Origin of the sequence: Pseudoalteromonas aliena (assembly GCF_038155085.1) — a bacterium.
GTDB lineage: Bacteria > Pseudomonadota > Gammaproteobacteria > Enterobacterales > Alteromonadaceae > Pseudoalteromonas > Pseudoalteromonas aliena_A.
In genome coordinates this window covers 1-21,766 of record NZ_JBAKAU010000026.1, presented here as the reverse complement: position 1 = coordinate 21,766, position 21,766 = coordinate 1, and the positions used below count along the sequence as shown (strand labels likewise).

Genomic DNA, 21,766 nt, shown 5'->3' with positions numbered 1-21,766 from the left:
TATAAATTAAGCAGAAAGAACTTTGCGGCCTTTAGCGCGGCGACGTGCTAATACTTTACGGCCATTTACAGTTGCCATGCGAGCACGGAAGCCGTGTGCACGTTTGCGTTTTAAAACGCTAGGTTGAAAAGTTCTTTTCATAACAATCCCATCCGATCGGTTAAAGTTAAAACATCCTATACAGGTCGCGATCCTGGCATAGGTGCCATTGCGAGCGCGAGATATTATAGAGTAAGTAACACAAAGTCAATCATAATTACGTTCGCAGTATATAGTCTACTTATGACTCATAAAGGGATCGTGTAGGGCGATCTGTTAGGATCATCATAAATAAGAAGTTTTCCACAGCCCTTGTATAAAAAGTGAATAAAAGCGGGGGAAAAGAAAATTGGATCGTAAATTTGGTTCGCGATCTTGGTGTTATTTTGTTATGATCCCCTCTTCGGATCTAAAATAAAAACTGTTTTAAATCAGTTTGTTAATGATTTTATACATCAATATCAACAATTTTATAAAAATCAATCTTTTACTTGTGGATAAAGTGCCTTCATAATACGCGGTCTTGGGTCGCTTATTGGACCATTTGAACGCGATAAATGTATGATTTATAATCATTAATGATGTGCGGGAATAAAAATTATATCTCTGGGAGTTTAACTGTGTATCTGTCGGTTTGGCAAAGTTGTTTATATGTATTGCAAGATGAGCTGCCTTCGCAGCAATTCAGTATGTGGGTAAGACCACTTCAAGCAGAAAGTACCGAAGATACCTTAACTATTTATGCACCTAATCGTTTTGTGCTTGATTGGGTTAGAGAAAAGTACCTAAATAGAATTAACGAATTATTAGTAGAAATTTGTGGTGTAGAAGCACCAGAGCTACGTTTTGATGTAGGTAGTAAGCCTTTATTAAACACTCAAGTTGCGCCAGCTGTTGAAACTCAATCAGCGCCAAGTGCTCAGCAAACAACTGAAAAACAACAGCCTCGTGAACAAAAGCCTGTTGTTGAACCTGCTCCTAAGTCAGGTTATAAATCTAATATAAAAGAAAACTATACCTTTGATAGCTTTGTTGAAGGTAAATCTAACCAATTAGCAAAAGCTGCAGCAACTCAAGTTGCTGATAATCCAGGCTCTGCTTTTAACCCTGTATTTATATATGGCGGAACAGGTTTAGGTAAAACTCACTTATTACATGCAGTAGGTAATGGCATTATGGCTAATAAGCCTGATGCTAAAATTGTTTACATGCATTCTGAGCGCTTTGTACAAGACATGGTTAAAGCACTACAAAATAACGCGATAGAAGAGTTCAAACGTTATTACCGTAGTGTTGATGCATTGATGATCGATGACATTCAGTTCTTTGCTAATAAAGAGCGTTCTCAAGAAGAATTTTTTCATACCTTTAATGCATTGCTTGAAGGTAACCAACAAATTATTTTAACCTCAGACCGATATCCTAAAGAGATTGAAGGGGTCGAAGACCGTCTTAAGTCGCGTTTTGGTTGGGGATTAACGATTGCAATTGAGCCACCAGAGCTTGAAACTCGCGTTGCTATTTTGATGAAAAAAGCCCAGCAAAGTAAGATTAACTTACCACACGAAGTTGCTTTTTTTATTGCCAAAAAATTGCGCTCAAACGTACGAGAGTTAGAAGGTGCACTTAATAGGGTAATTGCTAATGCTAACTTTACTGGTCGTCCTATTTCTATCGATTTTGTAAAAGAGGCACTGCGTGATTTACTTGCTCTACAAGACAAGCTTGTAACCATAGATAACATTCAACGTACAGTAGCAGAGTATTATCGAATTCGTGTCTCAGATTTATTATCTAAGCGCCGCAGCCGCTCTATAGCAAGGCCACGCCAAGTTGCTATGGCGTTATCTAAAGAATTAACTAATCACAGTTTACCTGAGATTGGAGATGCATTTGGTGGCCGCGATCATACGACCGTATTACATGCATGTCGTAAGATCAAATCGTTACGCGATGAGAGCCATGAAATTAAAGAAGATTATCAAAACTTAATAAGAACATTGTCATCTTAGGGCTGACTTTACTATGCAAATAACAATATCAAGACAACAATTTTTAAAGCCATTGGTACAAGTATCAGGAGCAATCGAGCGTAAACACACATTGCCTATTTTATCTAATGTATTGCTAGTGGTAGAAAATGGGCAACTTTCAATGACTGGGACAGACCTTGAAATTGAGTTGGTTGCAGGCGTTTTTGTAGGTGAAGATATTGCTGATACAAAATTAACTTTACCTGCTAAAAAATTACTCGATATTTGTAAAAGTCTACCTGATGGTTCAGACCTTACTTTAAGTCTGCAAGAACATCAGCTACTTTTAACAAGTGGCAAAAGTCGCTTTTCATTAACTACGCTAGCTGCTGAAGACTTTCCTAATTTAGAGCAGTGGGATGGTGAAGTTGAGTTTCAACTTACTCGTATAGAGCTTCGTAAATTACTTGAAAGCACACATTTTTCGATGGCTAATCAAGACGTACGCTACTACCTAAATGGTATGTCGTTTGAGGTTGATAACACTGATATAAAAACAGTTGCGACTGATGGCCACCGTTTAGCTATTGCTCAAAAAGAGCTGACGCAATCACTTAATACACAGCGCCAATTAATTATACCGCGTAAAGGTGTGCAAGAAATTATGCGCCTTATGGTTGCTGATGATGAATTAGTAACAATTCAGTTTGGTGCTAACCATATTCGTATTATTGATGTTGAGTTCACGTTTACCAGTAAATTGGTTGATGGGCGTTTTCCTGATTACCGCCGTGTATTACCACGTGGTGGTGACAAAGTGATTACAGCTAACCGCGAGTGGTTACGAAATGCTTTTCAACGCGTATCTATTTTATCTAACGAAAAATTTAGAGGAGTACGATTAAATCTTTCAAACGGTTTACTTAAAATTACAGCTAATAACCCAGAGCAAGAGCAAGCTGAAGAGGTGGTAGAAGTAAACTACGAAGGTGATGATTTAGAAATTGGTTTTAATGTGTCTTATGTACTTGATGTTTTAAACACATTAAAAACTGAAGATGTTTTATTTACATTAGCCGATTCAAATAGCAGTGCACTTATTGAAGGTGCAGGTGATGAAGAAGCTATGTATGTCGTTATGCCAATGCGCTTATAAGACTATAAATATATAATGAGCTTAAGTCATTTGAGCCTCAAATATTTTCGTAATATTGAGGCATTGACGCTAGAACCAGTCAACGGCGTTAACATAATTTATGGTGAAAACGGCAGTGGAAAAACCAGCCTTTTAGAAGCTATTTATTACCTTTCTCACGGCAAATCTTTTAGAACTCCAAAACATAAAAGCATTATTTCGCATCAGCAAGAACAATTTGTAATTCATGGGCGTAAAGCGCTTCATGATTTATCGATCCCCATTGGTATTAGCAAAACCCAAAGTGGTGAAACTAATTTAAAAATCCAAGGCAAAGCAAGTAGGAAAATGTCTGAGCTTGCGCAATTAATGCCGGTACAAATAATTACGCCTGAGAGCTATTCTTTATTTTTTGGTGGCCCGAAAGAACGCAGAAAGTTTTTAGATTTAGGTTTGTTTCACGTGGAACATGAGTTTTTTTATTTATGGCAGTCGTTTAATAAAGTATTAAAACAACGCAACGCGCTACTTAAAACAAAGCCTAAGAATTATTTTGACCAAATTAGGTTTTGGGACAAAGAATTTGTTAGACTGGCTGAACAAATAAATAAATTAAGAATGGCGTATATAAGTAGGTTTAAGCAGCAATTTTTTGATAAAATGTGTGCAGAATTAATGCTTATACGCGATTTAGAAATTAGCTATAACGCTGGATGGAAAGAGACTGAATCTCTTAACGAGGCGTTAGAGCAAAGCTTTGAGCGAGATTCTCGCCAAGGATTTACAAGTAAAGGGCCTCATAAGGCTGATTTTAGTTTTAGTGTCGCTGGCAACAGCGTGGAGAACACGTTCTCACGCGGTCAATTAAAGTTGCTATTGTATGCGTTAAAAGTAACGCAAAATAGTTTAATTGAGTCAGAGACAGATAAGCAATCTATATTGCTAATAGATGATTTACCTTCGGAGTTAGGCGAAGATACAAAAGAGAAAGTGGGGCAATTACTTGCTCACTGTAGTTCTCAAATTTTTATTTCTTCAATTTTATCTGAAAGTATTTCTGCTGTGGTGGAACCCATGAAACGAGAACTACAAATGTTCCACGTGAAACATGGCAACCTAATAACAAGATAAGTGGGATTAACCATGTCTGAGAATTATGACTCGTCGAGTATTAAAGTACTTAAAGGATTAGACGCAGTAAGAAAGCGTCCTGGAATGTATATAGGGGACACCGATGATGGCACAGGCTTACACCACATGGTGTTTGAAGTAGTTGATAACTCTATCGATGAAGCCTTAGCAGGTCATTGTGATGATATTTATGTAACTATTCACTTAGACGGTTCGGTCTCAGTACGAGATAACGGTCGTGGTATCCCAACTTCTATCCATGAAGAAGAAGGCGTATCAGCAGCCGAAGTTATCATGACGGTACTTCATGCTGGTGGTAAGTTTGATGATAACTCTTATAAAGTATCAGGCGGCTTACACGGTGTTGGTGTTTCAGTTGTAAATGCACTTTCTGAAAAGTTAAAGCTTACAGTTCGCCGTGAAGGTAAACTTCATCAGCAGTTTTATACTATGGGTGTGCCAGATGCACCACTAGCTATTATTGGCGACTCTGAAACAACAGGTACTGAATTACGCTTTTGGCCAAGCGGTGAAACATTCACAAACCTAGATTTTCATTACGATATTTTAGCTAAGCGTTTACGCGAGCTTTCATTCTTAAACTCTGGCGTTAGTATCATTTTAAGTGATGAGCGTGAAGAAAATAAATCTGACCACTTTAAATACGAAGGTGGTATTCAGGCATTTGTTGAATACCTAAACCGTAATAAAACTCCAGTGCATAAAGGTGTATTCCACTTTACTCACGAACGTGAAGAAGATGGTATCAGCGTTGAAGTATCAATGCAGTGGAACGATGGCTTCCAAGAAAACATCTACTGTTTTACAAACAATATTCCACAACGTGACGGTGGTACTCACTTAGCCGGTTTTAGATCTGCGCTAACACGTACACTGAACAACTATATGGAAAAAGAAGGCTTTAACAAAAAAGCTAAAACAACCAGTAATGCAACGGGCGATGATGCACGTGAAGGCTTAACTGCAGTTGTTAGCGTTAAAGTTCCAGATCCTAAGTTTTCATCACAAACCAAAGATAAGCTAGTATCAAGCGAAGTTAAATCTGCGGTTGAACAAGCAATGGCTGAAAAATTCACTGATTTCTTATTAGAAAATCCAATGGATGCCAAAATTGTTGTCGGTAAGATTATTGACGCTGCTCGTGCTCGTGAAGCGGCGCGTAAAGCACGTGAAATGACACGTCGTAAAGGCGCAATGGATTTAGCTGGCTTACCGGGTAAGCTTGCAGATTGCCAAGAAAAAGACCCAGCCCAATCTGAACTATATATAGTGGAAGGGGATTCTGCTGGCGGATCAGCCAAGCAGGGACGTAACCGTAAAAACCAAGCTATTCTTCCGCTTAAAGGTAAAATTTTAAACGTAGAAAAAGCGCGTTTTGACAAAATGTTATCTTCACAAGAAGTAGCTACACTAATTACTGCATTAGGTTGTGGTATTGGTCGCGATGAATACAACCCTGAAAAACTACGTTATCACCGTATCATTATCATGACCGATGCGGACGTGGATGGTTCTCACATTCGTACGTTACTACTTACTTTCTTCTACCGTCAAATGCCGGAAATTGTTGAACGTGGGTATATCTATATTGCACAGCCGCCACTTTATAAAGTGAAAAAAGGTAAGCAAGAGCGTTATATTAAAGATGATCCAGCACTCGTTGATTACTTAACTTCACTAGCACTAAATAATGCATCACTTTATACAAGTGCAGATGCAAGTGCCATTGAAGGTGAGGCACTTGAGAAAATCGTTCATGATTACCAAAATACAGTTAAAGTAATTGAACGTCTAAAACGTAAATACCCTAATACGGTAATGGAACGCCTAATTTATCAAAGCGAGCTAAAAACGGGTGACCTTTCAGACGAAGCTAAAGTAATTGCTTGGACTAAAGAACTTGTTGATGACCTGATTGAACGTGATGAAGATGCAACAATTTTCCATGCGGGTACTGAGCATGACGCTGAGCGTAATCTATACTTCCCGGTTGTGAATATTCGTCAGCACGGTGTTGATAAAGCTCACGTACTTCACCATGACTTTATTGCATCACGTGACTACCAACGCATTGCTGTGACTGGTACTAACATTGCAAATATCCTTGGTGAAGGTGCATATATTCAACGCGGTGAGAAAACAAAACCTGTTGATAACTTTGTGGATGCTTTGGAATGGTTGATCACAGAATCTAAACGTGGGATCTATATTCAACGCTATAAAGGATTAGGTGAGATGAACCCTAGCCAACTGTGGGAAACGACAATGGATCCAGATGCTCGACGCATGTTGCAAGTAACTATTGAAGACGCAGTTGCTGCAGATCAATTGTTTGCAACACTAATGGGCGACCAAGTTGAGCCTCGCCGTGAGTTTATAGAAACTAACGCATTACGTGTAGTTAACCTAGACGTATAAAAGAATAAATATATTGAAAAGGAGCCTAATGGCTCCTTTTTTTATTTTTCAATTACACAAACTGCTTAAAACCTGAGTGTACACACGGTATACTAAGGGTAATTTTCACGCTACTTCTTAGATAGTAAAAAGCCAAATATGCAAAAATATGACGTAAAAACCTTTCAGGGTTTGATCCTGGCTTTACAGGATTATTGGGCGCAGCAAGGCTGTGTCATTATTCAACCACTTGATATGGAAGTGGGCGCCGGGACATTTCACCCGCAAACATTTTTAAAGTCGATTGGTCCAGAACCAATGTCGAGTGCGTACGTTCAGCCATGTCGTCGTCCTACGGATGGCCGTTATGGTGAGAACCCAAATCGCTTACAACATTACTACCAATTTCAAGTAGTACTTAAGCCATCGCCAGATAACATCCAAGAGCTTTATTTAGGCTCTTTAGCGGCAATGGGCATTGATACTCTTACTCACGAAGTTCGCTTTGTAGAAGATAACTGGGAATCACCTACGCTAGGCGCATGGGGTTTAGGTTGGGAAATTTGGTTAAACGGTATGGAAGTAACACAGTTTACCTACTTTCAACAAGTAGGTGGCTTAGAGTGCTCACCAGTAACAGGTGAAATTACTTACGGCCTAGAACGTCTAGCAATGTACATTCAAGGCGTAGATAGCATTTACGACCTAGTATGGGCTGACGGCCCACTAGGGCGCGTGACATACGGCGACGTGTTCCATCAAAATGAAGTTGAGCAATCTACTTATAACTTTGAACATGCAAACGTAGAAGACTTATTTACACAGTTTGATAAGTGTGAAGCAGAAAGCCAAAAGTTAATTGAAGCTAACTTACCACTACCTGCATACGAGCAAGTAATGAAAGCATCGCACGCATTTAACTTATTAGATGCACGCCACGCAATATCGGTAACAGAACGCCAGCGTTATATTTTACGCGTTCGTGCGTTATCTAAGGCGTGTGCACAAAGTTATTACGATGCACGTGAAGCGCTTGGTTTCCCGCTGTGTAAGGATAAGTAAAATGTCAGCACAAAATTTATTAGTAGAAATTGGCACAGAAGAGTTGCCACCAAAAGCACTGCGTAAATTAGCAGAAGCCTTTGCTGCAAATTTAACTCAAGAGCTAGAAACACTAGAGTTATCACACCAAGGTGTAAGTTGGTATGCATCGCCTCGTCGTTTGGGTTTACAAGTAAAATCGCTTGAAGCTAAGCAACAAGACAAAGAAGTTGAAAAACGTGGTCCAGCAACTAAAGCCGCATTTGACAGCGAAGGTAACCCAACAAAAGCAGCAATGGGTTGGGCACGTGGTTGTGGTATTGAAGTAAAAGACGCACAAACACTTGAAACCGATAAAGGCGCATGGTTATTACACATTGCTAAAGTAGCAGGGCAAGAAACTAAAGCGTTAATGACAGGTGCAATTACTAAAGCGTTAAGTAAATTACCAATTCCTAAGCCAATGCGTTGGGGCGCGAATAAAACACAATTTATTCGCCCTGTGCATACAGTAACTATTTTGTTTGGTGGTGAGTTACTTGAAGGCGAAATACTTGGTAAGCAAATAACTAACCAGCTTCAGGGTCATCGTTTTCATCACCCAGAAAAAATTAGCATTAACCATGCAGATGACGTTTTTGACGTACTTAAATCTGCTTACGTTATTGCTGATTACGAGCAACGTAAAGCGCAAATTCGTGCACAAATAGAAGAAGCTGCAAGCGCAGTTAACGCTGTTGTCGCGATGGATGAAGATTTACTAGAAGAAGTAACATCACTTGTAGAGTGGCCAGTGACTTTAACTGCTACATTTGAAGAAGCATTTTTAGATGTACCGGCCGAAGCGCTAATTTACACCATGAAGGACGATCAAAAATACTTCCCGTTATTAGATCAAAACGGCAAACTTTTAAATAAGTTTTTGTTTGTATCTAACATCGAAAGTAAAGATCCAAGTGTGGTTATATCAGGTAACGAAAAAGTAGTGCGCCCACGTTTAGCCGATGCACAGTTCTTCTTTGAAACTGATAAAAAGAAAACATTAGAAAGCCGTTTAGAGTCGCTTGATACCGTTTTATTCCAAAAGCAGTTAGGTACGCTTAAAGATAAGTCTGTACGTATAAGCGAACTTGCCGGTTACATTGCAGAGCAATTAGGTGCCGACAAAGACCTTGCAAAGCGTGCTGGTTTATTAAGTAAAACTGACTTAATGACCGAAATGGTAATGGAATTTACCGACGTACAAGGTGTTATGGGTATGCATTACGCTCGCCATGATGGTGAAGCTGAAGATGTAGCCGTTGCGCAAAACGAGCAATACATGCCACGCTTTGCAGGCGATAACTTACCTACAAGCCTAATTAGCTGCGCAGTAGCAATTGCAGATAAGTTTGATACGCTGGTGGGTATTTTTGGTATAGGTCAAGCACCAAAAGGTGATAAAGACCCATTTGCGCTTCGTCGTGCTGCTATTGGTGCACTACGCATCATGGTAGAAAAAGAGCTTCCGCTTGATATTTTAGACCTAGTAGCAAAAGCACAAACCTTGTTTGGCGATAAGTTAACTAATCTAAATGTATCAGTTGATGTATTTGAATTTATGTTAGGGCGTTTCCGCGCATGGTATCAAGATGAAGGTATTGAAGTAGACGTAATTCAAGCAGTGCTTGCACGTCGTCCGACTAAACCTGTTGATTTTGATCGCCGTGTTAAAGCCGTTAGCCACTTCCGTACATTAGACGCTGCAGAAGCGCTTGCAGCAGCTAATAAGCGTGTAGGTAACATTCTGGCTAAAAACGACATTACCAGCCAAGGTAGTGTTGATGAGAGCTTATTAAGCGACGACGCTGAAAAAGTATTGGCATCACAAGTAGCAAAATTTGCCACTGACCTTGCACCACTTTACGCAGATGGAAACTACCAAGAAGCATTAAGCCAATTGGCAGGTATTCGTCAAAGTGTTGATAACTTTTTTGACAACGTAATGGTTATGGCCGACGATGAAGCTGTTAAGCAAAATCGTCTAGCGCTATTGAGCCAGTTAAGCGGATTGTTTTTAGGTATTGCAGATATTTCTGTTTTACAAAAATAACACCGATTAGCAATTTTAAAAGCCAGCGTTTTGCTGGCTTTTTAGTTTTCACTGTATGCAAAGGAAACCCCATTGATGATTTCTATGAAACGAATTTTAACCTTAGCAATCGCTAGTTTACTTACTGCCTGTACAAGCCAAATTTCGATTAATGATGTTTTACCACAGCAAGAGCTTGACCGCACAATTTACTTACGTGGCGACTTTACATTGTGGGATGCAGAATCCCAGTATCAGTTTGCGGCAGTTGGCCCTGCGCTTTATCAAGCACAAGTTAAATTTTCGAGCCCTGGTAAAGTGTACGAATTTAAAATAGCCGATGCCGATTTTAGTGAAGGTTACAACTGTGGCTATAGCGACACTCAACCTGCAGGACAAGAACTAAAACTCGGCCAACCAGCGCTTGCCGACTGTAATACTATTTATAATTACTTTAGTTATACACCAGCGATTAAAGGCACGTACATAGTAAGCATTGATTACAGTGACTACGATAAGCCACAAGTGACGATAACGAAGAAGTGATAGCTGTATTTTTAAAGCTGCTCGAGTGAATTAATGGATTTGTGACAAGAACGTTATAGTGTTTATTCAGCATTAACACCAAGGGGATTTCGTAGGTTGAGTAGAGTGAAGCGAAACCCAACATGTGTGACGAATAAAACTATTTTGGTGGTTATTAAATACGTTGGGTTTCGTAAGACTCTACCCAACCTAAAGTCCTTTCTTCACCACATACCTATACGGTGCTTCTTCTGCATCTTTAGCCACCAGCGTGTGATCCATAAACGTACAAAAACTCGGAATGTCACGAGTGGTTGATGGGTCATCAGCGGTTATTAATAACGTTTCACCGTCATTCATTTTACGAATAGCAGCACGTACCATCATTACTGGCTCTGGGCAGCGAAGGCCTATAGCATCTAATTGGTGATCGGGATTATCAAAGCTCATAATAAATTGGCCTGTTTAATTAAAGTGGTTGCTGTGTACGCGAGTGCTTAGGTATAGCAATTAATAAGTTTGGCAGTTTAACGCAATTTTAAGCGTAATTTAACTATTTTACTTAATGCTTTTAGCAGTTTTAAAATGCTTTATTTAATAATACGCCCAATCACATAATTACGCTGTTACATGCTTGTTTGATAAAGGGTCGTTTTCATAAATTGAAGCTAATAAAAAAGGCGAACTGAATAAAATCAGTTCGCCTTTTTAATCACCAAGATGGTTTTACATGTTTAAACTAATTAGTCTTGAACACGTTCAAATACAGTTGCAATGCCTTGGCCTAAGCCAATACACATAGTTGCTAAACCGTATCGTACATTTTTGTCTTCCATTAAGTGAATAAGCGATGTGCTAATACGCGAACCCGAGCAACCCAGAGGGTGGCCCAGTGCGATTGCGCCGCCATTTAAATTCACTTTTTCGTCAACAACATCCATTAGCCCTAAATCTTTCATTACAGGTAATGATTGAGCTGCAAAGGCTTCGTTAAGCTCTACTACGCCTAAGTCATCAATTGTAATACCGGCTTGAGCAAGTGCTTTTTTACTTGCTGGTACTGGGCCGTAACCCATAATTGATGGATCGCAACCAGCGACTGCCATTGCTTTAATGCGTGCACGAATTGGTAAACCAAGTTCTTTTGCTTTTTCTTCGCTCATTACTAACATTGCAGATGCGCCGTCAGAAAGTGCAGAAGAAGTACCGGCTGTTACTGTACCCGATGCAGGATTAAATACAGGGCGAAGCTTTGATAGGCCTTCTACAGTTGTTTCTGGGCGAATTACTTCGTCGTCTTCAACTAAGATAAGCGAACCATCTGCATCGTGACCTTCCATTGCTAAAATTTCGCGACGGAAACGGCCCTCAACAGTTGCAGCTTGTGCACGTTGATGTGAACGGTAAGCAAATTCATCTTGTTGCTCACGGCTAATGCCATGAAGCGTTGCAAGGTATTCTGCTGTTAAGCCCATAGAGCCAGACGCTTGTGCAATTGATGTTGCTAAGCCTGGGTGAAAGTCGTTGCCGTGAGTCATAGGTACGTGACCCATGTGCTCAACACCACCAATTAGGTAAGTGTCGCCAGCGCCTGTCATTATTGCGCGTGCTGCGTCATGCAATGCTTGCATAGAAGAGCCACATAAACGGTTAACCGTAACAGCAGGAACGCTGTGCGGAATACCGGCAAGTAATGATGCGTTACGTGCTACGTTAAAGCCTTGCTCTAATGTTTGCTGTACACAACCCCAATAAATATCGTCAATTGATGCTGGATCAACTGCAGGGTTGCGATCTAGTAAGCCTTTCATTAAATGTGCGCTTAAGTCTTCAGCACGTTTATGTTTGAATACACCACTTTTAGAGCGACCCATTGGTGTGCGGATACAATCTACAATTACTGGATTATTCATGATATTAACCTTCCACCTTATAGAAAACACGACCTTCATCGGCCCATTTGCGAGTTTGCTCAGATACTTGGTAAATCGCACCTAGGTGAGCATATTTGTCTGCTGCTGCAACAAAGTTAGCTAAACCAGTTTGATCTAAGTAACGGAACGCACCGCCTCTAAATGGAGGGAAACCAACGCCGTATACAAGTGCCATATCCGCTTCTTGCGGAGAGGCAACAATACCTTCTTGCAAGCACAGTAGTACTTCGTTGATCATTGGGATCATACAACGGTCAATGATTTCTTGTTTATCAAATTCTTTAGGTGCATCAGTGATTGGTGCTAATAGCTCAACTGCTGTTGCATCGCTTGATTTTTTAAGACGACCACGACGGTCTGTTTCGTACTTGTAGAAGCCCGCTTTGTTCTTTTGACCAAAACGTTTTTCGTTAGCAAAAACAGTGACCGGATCTTTTTCTGCACGTGCCATACGCTCAGGGAAACCGTCTGCCATTACGCCAGTACAATGATAAGCCGTATCAATACCTACAACATCAAGTAGGTAAGCCGGGCCCATTGGCCAGCCAAATACGTTTTCCATTACTTTATCTACTTTTGCAAAGTTAGCGCCTTCAACCACTAATTTGCTAAAACCTGCAAAGTAAGGGAATAAAACACGGTTTACAAAAAAGCCAGGGCAATCGTTAACAACGATAGGTGACTTGCCAAGTTTAAGGGCGTAATCAACTACTGCGTTAATTGTTTTATCTGAGGTTTTTGCACCGCGGATAATTTCTACTAACGGCATTTTTGGCACTGGGTTGAAAAAGTGCATACCACAGAAGTTTTCTGGTTTATCGAGTGCTTCTGCAAGCAAGTCGATACAAATAGTCGATGTGTTTGATGTAAGTACAGTGCCTTCAGGCATGTTCTTTTCAAGGTCAGCTAATACTGCTTGCTTAACTTTAGGGTTTTCTACTACTGCTTCAACAATAATGTTGGCATTTTGTAGGTCTGCATCGTTAAGCGTTGGTTTAATTTTGCTAAGTGTTGCCAACATTTTTTCCATTGGCATGTGGCCACGCTTAACTTTTGCACCTAACAATTTAGATGCTTCGCCCATACCTAAATCAAGCGCATCTTGTTGGATGTCTTTCATTATAATAGGCGTGCCTTTATAAGCAGACTGGTATGCAATACCGCCGCCCATAATACCTGCGCCTAATACAGCAGCTTGTTTAATTTCTACATCGCTGTGCTTAGCAAGTTTGCGTGCTTTGCCTTTAATGAACTGGTCATTTAAGAAAATGCCGGTTTGTGCAGCAGCTTCGTTAGTACGCGCTAGTTTTGCAAAGTTAGCATTTTCGATTGCCATTGCTTCATCGCGAGTACAGTTTGCCGCTGCTTTAATTGTACGTACTGCCATAACCGGAGCTGGATAGTGGCCTTTGGTTTTACCCATTACCATACCTTCTGCCATAGCGAAGCTCATGCCTTGCTCAACACGGTTTAATTTAAGTGGCTGTAGTTTTACGTTGCGTTTTGCCTGCCAATCTAGCTTGCCTGTAATCGCTAACTCAAGCGTTGATATGCTTGACTCTAATAGTTTGTCAGCACTAACTACGGCGTCAAACGCACCAACTTTTAATGCATCGGCTGCGCGATTTTCAGATCCAGAGGTAATCCACATCATTGCGTTATCAGCGCCAATGACCCGTGGTAAGCGCACTGTACCGCCAAAACCAGGCATTATGCCAAGTTTAACTTCTGGTAGGCCCATTTTAGCAGTTTCGCTTGCAACGCGATAATCGGTAGCAAGTGCCCACTCACACCCACCGCCAAGTGCCATACCATTTATAGCGCTTAGTGTTGGGAATGGTAGATCTTCGATTGCGTCGAAAATATCGGTCGCATTTTTGATCCACACTACTAATTCTTCTTCTGGTTTAGTAAATGTAGGTAAAAATTCGAAGATGTCGGCACCAATAATAAAGTGATCTTTATCACTGGTGAAAATCATGCCTTTGATATCAGGATTGGCGGCTAATTCTTTTAATGCTGCTGCGCAATCTGAAAGAGTTTTTTGAGATAATGTGTTTACAGAACCTGCAGCACAAAACTTAAACTCGGCGATGTTTTCCTTTAGGAAGCTAACTTCAAAGGAATCGCTTTTATATAACATTATTATTCTCCCTAGTTGACGAACTAAGACTGGTACGATGAGTTTGCATTTCAATCAGTGTGCTTGCTTTAAATTAAAAATGCAACGAAAAATTTAACTCGGTTACAATCGATTGGTTAAAATATAGCTGGTTTGGTGCTAAGGTGGTTGAAAAGTTTTTATTCACTACTTTAATTTTTATTAAAGGATATTATGAAAAAATATTTACTAAGCATTGCGGCAGCTGCATTCTTTTTCCCTCTTCACTCTGCCGAAGCAAGTTCGGATAATGACGCATTCTTAAGTGCCGAGAAGAAAGTTAGATATGGAAGCTATCAAGACTTTAAACGCGTAGTTAACAGCCTTAATCATCCGCTAAAGCCCTATGTTGAAAAAACATATTGGCAGCGTCATCCTAGCCTTAAATACCAGGCAGAAATAGAAGACTACTTAAATATATATCAGCATACACCGCTTGAGTGGCCTGTGCGCAAAGCATGGTTAGAGTATCTAAAAAAGAAAAATAAAAAGGCTGCGTATATTCGTAATTATCGCAAAACGTCTAATCCTGAACTTACCTGTACCTATTTAGATTTTCAACTTGATTTTGGAGCGCCTGAAAAAGCTATTTTTAATCAGGTGACTGACTTATGGGCTGTTGGTAAATCACAACCTAAAGAATGTGATTCGCTTTTTTCAAAGTGGCGTAAAAAAGGCTATATGAAAGAGGACGTTATTTGGCAGCGTATTACATTAGCAGCAGAGGGCGGCACACAGAGCTTACTTCCTTATTTAAAAACGCTACTACCTAAAAATGAAAGTTACTTAGCTGATCTTTACTTAAAGGTTCGTCGAGATCCAAGTGCTTCAGCTGGGCTGTATCGCTACAAGAATAAGTCTGTTAAAGAAGGTCAAATAGCACTTTATGGCATTAAACGTTTAGTATGGCGCGATAAAGAGTTAGCTTTAAAGGCGTGGGAAAAGCTAGATAAAATGTTCAATTATAGCGAGTATTCTAAGGCGGATGTTTACTACACTTTTGCATTATCACTTGCTTCAAGCGGGCATAAACAAGCTCGCTTTTGGCTAAACAAAGTACCAAAAGATCGTCTGGACGATAAACTTATTCAATGGCAGCTTGGAAATATGCTTAAAACTCAAGATTGGGAGGGGATTGCAGCATTTTTTACAGGTAAAGAGAATTTAAGTCTTGGTCAACAATATTGGTTAGCTTATAGCTATGCAAAACGTGGCGAGCAGCAAGAAGCGGATAAAATATGGGCGAGAGTAGCGACTAATCGCGATTATTACGGTTTTTTAGCAGCAGCCCGATTAGGATTACCTGTTAATTTAAATAACCAACCCTTAACAGTCGAGCAAGCTGTGGTAGATAAGGTGAGTAATGCACCAGGTTTTAAGCGTGCAAAAGCTTTTTACAGTCTGGAACGATTTACTTCAGCACGACGGGAATGGAATTATTTAACTGATACGTCTAGCGATGAAGAAAAGCTAGCAGCATCACAACTATCTACCGATTTAGGTTGGCACGACAGTACTATTTTTACTTTAGCAAAAATCAAAGCGTGGGATAACGTAGAACAACGTTTTCCGTTTGCGTTTCAAGATGTATTTGAGCGCTATAGTAAACGTAGCAAGATAGATGTTGCCTGGAGTATTGCTATTGCAAGGCGCGAAAGCTCGTTTGCGCCAGGTGCCCGCTCACATGCTAATGCGCGTGGTTTAATGCAATTGCTGCCAAGTACTGCTGAGTATGTAAATAAAGGTAGCCTGTCGAGTAGTCGCTTATACCAACCTAAAACAAATATTAGATTAGGTACTAGTTACTTACAGTACTTAAAAAAGAAAAACCACGGTAATGAAGTGCTGGCTACGGCTTCTTATAATGCAGGCTATCATCGTATAAGGCGTTGGTTACCCGATAACGCTATTCCAGCTGAGTTGTGGGTAGAGCTTATTCCATATCGTGAAACCCGTGATTACGTAAAAAATGTATTTGCGTACAGACAGGTTTACCATACAAGAATGGGCCGAGAAGGTAATGTATTAGCGCCGCTACTGGAAATGAAAATGGGCGGTTAGTAAATATAAGTTTAAAGTAGGGGGATATCTAATGCGTTTAGATACCCCTTTTTTGAGCGCTGAGCGGATAAGTGGTAGACTCAGCGCAAGTTAGATTTAACAGATGGATTAACAATGGATAAATTAGCCGTTTTATACGCCGAACATATTGCAACACTGCAACAGCGTACTCGTACAATTTGTAATAGCGAAGGGTTAGAAGGATTAGTAATTCATTCAGGCCAAGCTAAGCGCCAGTTTTTAGATGATATGTATTATCCATTTAAAGTTAATCCACAGTTTAAAGCATGGTTACCGGTCATTGATAATCCTCATTGCTGGATTGTGGTAAATGGTAGTGACAAGCCAAAATTAATATTTTATCGCCCAGTAGATTTTTGGCATAAAGTGCCAGACGAGCCTCGCGATTTTTGGGCTGAGTACTTTGATATAGAGCTATTACTACAGCCTGATCAAGTAGAAAAATTATTACCATACGATAAAGCTAAATACGCCTATATGGGTGAATATATCGAAGTAGCTCAAGCGCTTGGTTTTAGTATTATGAACCCTGAGCCTGTACTTAACTATTTTCACTACCACCGCGCTTATAAAACGCAGTACGAGCTTGAATGTTTACGCAACGCTAACCGCATTGCGGTAGACGGGCATAAAGCTGCGCGCGATACATTCTTTAATGGTGGTAGCGAGTTCGATATTCAGCAAGCGTACTTAATGGCGACACGTCAAAGCGAAAACGAAATGCCGTACGGCAACATTGTTGCGCTTAACGAAAACTGCGCTATTTTGCATTACACGCACTTTGATCCAAAAGCGCCACACACTCATAACTCATTTTTAATTGATGCCGGTGCGAACTTTAATGGTTATGCCGCTGATATTACCCGTACGTATGATTTTAAAAAGCAGGGTGAGTTTGCTGAGCTTGTACAAGCGATGACAGTTCAGCAAATCGAATTAGGTAAAGGTTTAAAGCCAGGTATGCTTTACGGTGATTTGCACGTTGAATGTCATAACCGTATCGCACAAATACTTAGTGACTTTAAAATTGTTAATCTACCTGCTGAGGAAATTGTTGAGCGTAAAATTACATCTACTTTCTTTCCGCATGGACTTGGGCATCACCTAGGTTTACAAGTACATGATATGGGCGGTTTTATGAGTGACGAAAAGGGCACACATCAACCATCGCCTGAAGGGCATCCGTTCTTGCGTTGTACTCGTATGATCGAAGAAAACCAAGTATTTACTATTGAGCCTGGTTTATACTTTATTGATTCACTGCTTGGTGATTTAGCGCAAACCGATAATAAGCAGTTTATTAATTGGGAAAAGGTAGAGTCGTTTAAACCATTTGGCGGCATTCGTATTGAAGATAACATTATTGTTCATGAAGGTAGCCTAGAGAATATGACGCGTAATTTAGAGCTCGATTAATTTCTATAAGACGAGTTAGCGAATAAGCGTTAAAATATGCATATGAACGGGGCCTTTAGGCCCCATTTTTAATTGAGCTTTAAATATGTCTGAATATAAATATCCTGCAGCTGACGTTTTTCATCAAGAAGAAATAAAAAAAAGTACGTTTATTGTCCACATTTCACACACACCTGATTTAAATTCAGCAAAAGCATTCATTAAAAGTATTGAAGAAAAGTATAGCGATGCCCGTCATAACTGCTGGGCACATGTGGCAGGCAACCCCGGTGGCAGCCATGTTTATGGTTTTTCGGATGATGGTGAACCCAATGGCACTGCAGGGAAACCTATGCTAAATGTGCTGGTGGGTTCGGGCCTTGGCGAGATCACTGCTGTGGTAACACGTTACTTTGGGGGCATAAAGTTAGGCACGGGCGGACTAGTACGTGCTTATGGTGGCTCATTAAATAATGCACTAGTAAAACTGCAAACGGTGCTTAAAGTTCCCAGTATTGAAATTACCGGGAGTAGTGAGTACAGCATGCAAGGCGCGATTGAACAGTTATTAAAAACAAAGTATCAAGTGCTTAATATTGATAAGCAATTTACTGCTAATATTGAATGGGTGATTACAATAGATAGCCGCGAAGCTCTGCAAGCAATCAAAGATATTTTTGATTTAAGTCACGGCGCAGTTGAGTTAACTATTAAAGAGTAATAATCTACACAAGTTGCATGTAATGCATACTCACTATATTTAATTTGGCTGGGATGAATAATCGGCCTGAATTTACTAATAATAAAAGCGGTAAGCTAAATGCAATTTCGTACCATCATTAAAATTCTTGGCCAACTTGTTGCGCTGTTTAGTATTACCATGGTGCCTCCAGCACTGGTGTCTTTAATATACAAAGATGGTGGTGGTGTTCCGTTTGTTTTAGCATTTATCTTTAGTGTTGTTATTGGCATGATGGCTTATTACCCAAACCGCCATGAAAACGGTGACTTAAAAGCACGTGAAGGCTTTTTAATTGTTGTTTTGTTTTGGTTGGTACTTGGGGCGTTTGCGTCCTTGCCGCTTATATTTTTACAAGAACCTAATTTATCACTCGCCGATGCGGTATTTGAAGCATTTTCTGGCTTAACTACCACTGGCGCCACAGTACTTACAGGTATTGAATACCTACCTAAATCAATATTATTTTATAGGCAGCAACTCCAGTGGTTTGGCGGTATGGGTATAATTGTACTAGCTGTAGCGATACTGCCGATGCTAGGTGTTGGTGGAATGCAATTATACCGTGCTGAAATACCCGGACCTGTAAAAGATTCCAAAATGACCCCGCGTATAGCCGATACAGCAAAGCATCTTTGGTATATTTATGTGTCATTGACTATTACGTGCATGCTTGCTTATTGGGTTGCAGGAATGGAGTGGTTCGATGCTATATGCCATGCATTTTCAACTGTCGCTATCGGCGGCTTTTCTACGTATGACGCATCTATTGGACACTTTGATAGCCCTGTAATTAATTTTATTTGTGTGTTCTTTTTAATTATTGCCGCTGTTAATTTTTCCTTGCATTACGCTGCTGTGGCTAGCCGTAACATCCGGGTATATATACGAGACCCTGAGTTTAAGGTGTTTTTGTGTATTCAATTAGCGCTGGTGGTTATTTGTTTTACCGTACTTTCATCGAATGAAATATTTGCTAATGGCGATGAAACTCTAGATCAAGCATTGTTCCAAGCGGTTTCAATGAGTACAACAGCAGGCTTTGCTACAGATAACTTTTCCACATGGCCATTGTTTTTACCTATTTTACTTATATTTTCGAGCTTTATAGGTGGTTGTGCGGGCTCTACCGGTGGTGGAATGAAGGTCGTGCGTGTATTTTTACTTTACTTGCAAGGCGTACGTGAGCTCAATCGTTTGGTACACCCACGGGCTATATATTCAATCAAGCTAGGTCGAAAGGCGTTGCCGGATAAAGTAGTAGAAGCCGTGTGGGGGTTTTTCTCTGCGTATGCGTTGGTATTTATTATTATTATGTTAGCGCTTATGGGAACAGGTATGGATAACATAACTGCGTTCTCAGCCACTGCTGCTTGTTTAAATAACTTAGGTCCAGGTCTGGGGGATGTAGCGTCGCATTATGGCGCTATAACCGATGGTGCTAAATGGTTGCTTACCATTGCAATGGTGTTTGGTCGTTTAGAAATATTCACTTTATTAGTACTATTTACACCTACTTTTTGGCGTGGATAAAATTTATAACCTAACCTTTACTAATATCTTGGGGGAAATATATGTTAGTAACAAATTTAGATAAACTGCATAAGTTAGTTAGCGGCAGTATGATAGATTTGGAAATCTTAACTCCAACAGATAGTAAACGCTTAAAAACAGAATTTATTGGCTTGCTAGATGATAAGTTTATTATTTTAAACTATCCAAATTCCAAACGATTAATTAAAGCCGGTGATTATTTGAATGATGGGGTTTCCGTTATTGTAAGGGCGTTAATTGGAGGGCAAGTTATTGCATTTCGACAGCAAATTATGTCAATAGCGTTCCATCCGACAAAGCTAATATTTATTCATTTCCCCAAGCAAGTGCAGCTATTTGGGCTACGCTCGCAGACGCGTATACCTACCTTATTGCCCGCAAAACTAAAACTGAGTGACGATCGAGTACTTGAAGGCATTATTAAAGATATTTCGATTACTGGTATAATGTTTGATGTTAGAGGCGGTCAGCAGGATGAAAACCTGAAAGATGTGCAATGCACTGTAGTACTTAATAATCGTGATAAAGATTTTGAGGGTGAAATTTGCAGTGTTAAAAAACATGGCGCAGGCGTGCACTGTGGAATTAAGCTACTAGCAAGCGAAGACGAAATGAAAGCCTTCATGAAAGAGCATTTTATAGACCCTTCTGCGCTTGACTCCCCCGTTGAATAAATAGTTTTTCGCTTTTTTGCAACAAAAAGGCGTTTTACGTCAGTATTTATAGAATGTCTCTTTTCTCTTCCATAATTAAATTTATTATTCTTATAAAACAATTAATTACGCATTCTTTTTTACAGCTCATTTTTTGTTATTAGAGCTACGTTATTAAAATTTATCTCAATTATTGTTTAAATTCCCTCTTTTTAAAACCATACATTTAAACATGTATCTTTTTATATAAATATAACCATATGTTTTTAAAGGTTTTAATTTATCTTTTTTAAAACGTGTTGCTAAAGGGCAACAATAATAACTTTAAAAACTCCTCTTTGTTGTACGCCTTGCCTTTAACTGATTGAAAATTAGTGTCTTTTCAATGTTGGCATTTAAGTTGTAATAGTTTAGATGTACTGAACTAAATCGTGATTCAAAGTGAAATACTTAATCACACACACATAAATTTGAAGGATACATATTATGAAACGCATTAATAAAACTTTAGCACTTATCGCTATTACATCTTCTTCAGCTGCTTTTGCAGCAACAGATTTTGACACACTTGATGTAGACGGCACTGGCACAATAAGCCAAGCAGAAGCATCAGTAGACGCAAAATTAATGAGCATGTTCTCTGAACTTGATACAGACCAAGACGGCGAAATATCTAAAGAAGAGTTTTCACAAGCATAAGCTTAAAACTCTGGGGTGGTAGTAAGAGCCCCACATTACTCCAAAAATTGAAGGGTACACGTTATGAAAACATTAAATAAAGCATTAGCACTTGTGGCACTAGCATCTTCTTCAGCCGTGTTTGCAGCAACAGATTTCGATACATTAGATATAGATGGCAATGGCACAATAAGCCAAGCAGAAGCATCAGTAGACGCAAAATTAATGAGCATGTTC

The 21,766-nt window shown here is 39.7% G+C and carries 18 protein-coding genes; 14 read left to right on the top strand and 4 right to left on the bottom strand.

The window, feature by feature from the left end; genetic code table 11:
- Positions 1–6: 6 nt before the first annotated feature.
- Positions 7–141, bottom strand: a complete 135-nt coding sequence (gene rpmH / locus V6260_RS17200; RefSeq protein WP_004335215.1) for a 50S ribosomal protein L34 — start codon at positions 139–141, stop codon at positions 7–9.
- A gap of 518 nt (positions 142–659) precedes the next feature.
- On the opposite strand from rpmH, the gene dnaA reads away from it, so the two are divergent.
- The 7 genes from dnaA (at position 660) to V6260_RS17165 (ending at position 10,354) form a co-directional block, all read left to right on the top strand.
- Positions 660–2,051, top strand: coding sequence for a chromosomal replication initiator protein DnaA (gene dnaA, locus V6260_RS17195; RefSeq protein ID WP_341595366.1), 1,392 nt, complete (start codon positions 660–662; stop codon positions 2,049–2,051).
- A gap of 13 nt (positions 2,052–2,064) precedes the next feature.
- Positions 2,065–3,168, top strand: a complete 1,104-nt coding sequence (gene dnaN, locus V6260_RS17190) for a DNA polymerase III subunit beta (protein WP_341595365.1) — start codon at positions 2,065–2,067, stop codon at positions 3,166–3,168.
- Positions 3,169–3,183: 15 nt separating this feature from the next.
- Positions 3,184–4,278, top strand: a complete 1,095-nt coding sequence (recF, locus tag V6260_RS17185) for a DNA replication/repair protein RecF (RefSeq protein WP_341595364.1) — start codon at positions 3,184–3,186, stop codon at positions 4,276–4,278.
- Positions 4,279–4,290: 12 nt separating this feature from the next.
- Positions 4,291–6,717 carry a DNA topoisomerase (ATP-hydrolyzing) subunit B gene (gene gyrB / locus V6260_RS17180; protein ID WP_341595363.1) on the top strand — a complete coding sequence of 809 codons (2,427 nt, stop codon included), beginning with the start codon at positions 4,291–4,293 and terminating at the stop codon, positions 6,715–6,717.
- 138 nt (positions 6,718–6,855) lie between these two features.
- Entirely contained in the window at positions 6,856–7,758 is a 903-nt protein-coding gene (gene glyQ / locus V6260_RS17175; RefSeq protein WP_341595362.1) for a glycine--tRNA ligase subunit alpha, read from the top strand.
- A gap of 1 nt (position 7,759) precedes the next feature.
- Positions 7,760–9,829, top strand: a complete 2,070-nt coding sequence (gene glyS, locus V6260_RS17170) for a glycine--tRNA ligase subunit beta (protein WP_341595361.1) — start codon at positions 7,760–7,762, stop codon at positions 9,827–9,829.
- Positions 9,830–9,904: 75 nt separating this feature from the next.
- A complete protein-coding gene (locus V6260_RS17165; protein ID WP_341595360.1) occupies positions 9,905–10,354 on the top strand; it encodes a hypothetical protein in 450 nt (149 codons plus the stop codon).
- A 189-nt stretch (positions 10,355–10,543) separates the two neighbouring features.
- Here the strand turns inward: V6260_RS17165 and tusA are convergent, their stop codons facing one another.
- The 3 genes from tusA to fadB all read right to left on the bottom strand — a co-directional run bounded on the left by tusA (position 10,544) and on the right by fadB (position 14,410).
- Complete coding sequence (tusA, locus tag V6260_RS17160; protein ID WP_004335190.1) at positions 10,544–10,783, bottom strand: sulfurtransferase TusA; 240 nt, start codon at positions 10,781–10,783, stop codon at positions 10,544–10,546.
- Positions 10,784–11,076: 293 nt separating this feature from the next.
- Positions 11,077–12,246: an acetyl-CoA C-acyltransferase FadA gene (fadA, locus tag V6260_RS17155; protein ID WP_024597185.1), complete on the bottom strand. Its 1,170-nt coding sequence runs from the start codon at positions 12,244–12,246 to the stop codon at positions 11,077–11,079.
- 4 nt (positions 12,247–12,250) lie between these two features.
- Positions 12,251–14,410, bottom strand: coding sequence for a fatty acid oxidation complex subunit alpha FadB (gene fadB / locus V6260_RS17150; RefSeq protein WP_341595359.1), 2,160 nt, complete (start codon positions 14,408–14,410; stop codon positions 12,251–12,253).
- A gap of 192 nt (positions 14,411–14,602) precedes the next feature.
- Between fadB and V6260_RS17145 the strand changes: the two genes are divergently transcribed.
- The 7 genes from V6260_RS17145 to V6260_RS17115 form a co-directional block, all read left to right on the top strand.
- On the top strand, positions 14,603–16,489 hold the full coding sequence (locus V6260_RS17145) for a transglycosylase SLT domain-containing protein (protein WP_341595358.1): 1,887 nt from the start codon (positions 14,603–14,605) through the stop codon (positions 16,487–16,489).
- A 114-nt stretch (positions 16,490–16,603) separates the two neighbouring features.
- Complete coding sequence (pepQ, locus tag V6260_RS17140; protein WP_341595357.1) at positions 16,604–17,926, top strand: Xaa-Pro dipeptidase; 1,323 nt, start codon at positions 16,604–16,606, stop codon at positions 17,924–17,926.
- An 85-nt stretch (positions 17,927–18,011) separates the two neighbouring features.
- Entirely contained in the window at positions 18,012–18,626 is a 615-nt protein-coding gene (locus V6260_RS17135; protein ID WP_341595356.1) for a YigZ family protein, read from the top strand.
- Between the two features lie 99 nt (positions 18,627–18,725).
- The gene (locus tag V6260_RS17130; protein ID WP_341595355.1) at positions 18,726–20,177 is read left to right on the top strand and encodes a TrkH family potassium uptake protein; all 1,452 of its coding nucleotides are present in this window, start codon (positions 18,726–18,728) and stop codon (positions 20,175–20,177) included.
- A gap of 41 nt (positions 20,178–20,218) precedes the next feature.
- Positions 20,219–20,872 (top strand): flagellar brake protein, encoded by a 654-nt coding sequence (locus tag V6260_RS17125; RefSeq protein WP_341595354.1) that lies wholly within the window; start codon positions 20,219–20,221, stop codon positions 20,870–20,872.
- 465 nt (positions 20,873–21,337) lie between these two features.
- Positions 21,338–21,550 carry an EF-hand domain-containing protein gene (locus V6260_RS17120; RefSeq protein WP_341595353.1) on the top strand — a complete coding sequence of 71 codons (213 nt, stop codon included), beginning with the start codon at positions 21,338–21,340 and terminating at the stop codon, positions 21,548–21,550.
- A gap of 63 nt (positions 21,551–21,613) precedes the next feature.
- Positions 21,614–21,766, top strand: a 153-nt coding sequence (locus V6260_RS17115; RefSeq protein ID WP_341595387.1) for a calmodulin, incomplete at its 3' end; no start/stop codon positions are given.

What these genes read in the sequence shown, in the direction of transcription:
- rpmH (WP_004335215.1), bottom strand. Translation starts at nt 141, where the DNA reads ATGAAAAGAACTTTTCAACCTAGCGTTTTAAAACGCAAACGTGCACAC.
- dnaN (WP_341595365.1), top strand. Translation starts at nt 2,065, where the DNA reads ATGCAAATAACAATATCAAGACAACAATTTTTAAAGCCATTGGTACAA.
- recF (WP_341595364.1), top strand. Translation starts at nt 3,184, where the DNA reads ATGAGCTTAAGTCATTTGAGCCTCAAATATTTTCGTAATATTGAGGCA.
- gyrB (WP_341595363.1), top strand. Translation starts at nt 4,291, where the DNA reads ATGTCTGAGAATTATGACTCGTCGAGTATTAAAGTACTTAAAGGATTA.
- glyQ (WP_341595362.1), top strand. Translation starts at nt 6,856, where the DNA reads ATGCAAAAATATGACGTAAAAACCTTTCAGGGTTTGATCCTGGCTTTA.
- glyS (WP_341595361.1), top strand. Translation starts at nt 7,760, where the DNA reads ATGTCAGCACAAAATTTATTAGTAGAAATTGGCACAGAAGAGTTGCCA.
- V6260_RS17165 (WP_341595360.1), top strand. Translation starts at nt 9,905, where the DNA reads ATGATTTCTATGAAACGAATTTTAACCTTAGCAATCGCTAGTTTACTT.
- tusA (WP_004335190.1), bottom strand. Translation starts at nt 10,783, where the DNA reads ATGAGCTTTGATAATCCCGATCACCAATTAGATGCTATAGGCCTTCGC.
- fadA (WP_024597185.1), bottom strand. Translation starts at nt 12,246, where the DNA reads ATGAATAATCCAGTAATTGTAGATTGTATCCGCACACCAATGGGTCGC.
- fadB (WP_341595359.1), bottom strand. Translation starts at nt 14,410, where the DNA reads ATGTTATATAAAAGCGATTCCTTTGAAGTTAGCTTCCTAAAGGAAAAC.
- V6260_RS17145 (WP_341595358.1), top strand. Translation starts at nt 14,603, where the DNA reads ATGAAAAAATATTTACTAAGCATTGCGGCAGCTGCATTCTTTTTCCCT.
- pepQ (WP_341595357.1), top strand. Translation starts at nt 16,604, where the DNA reads ATGGATAAATTAGCCGTTTTATACGCCGAACATATTGCAACACTGCAA.
- V6260_RS17135 (WP_341595356.1), top strand. Translation starts at nt 18,012, where the DNA reads ATGTCTGAATATAAATATCCTGCAGCTGACGTTTTTCATCAAGAAGAA.
- V6260_RS17130 (WP_341595355.1), top strand. Translation starts at nt 18,726, where the DNA reads ATGCAATTTCGTACCATCATTAAAATTCTTGGCCAACTTGTTGCGCTG.
- V6260_RS17125 (WP_341595354.1), top strand. Translation starts at nt 20,219, where the DNA reads ATGTTAGTAACAAATTTAGATAAACTGCATAAGTTAGTTAGCGGCAGT.
- V6260_RS17120 (WP_341595353.1), top strand. Translation starts at nt 21,338, where the DNA reads ATGAAACGCATTAATAAAACTTTAGCACTTATCGCTATTACATCTTCT.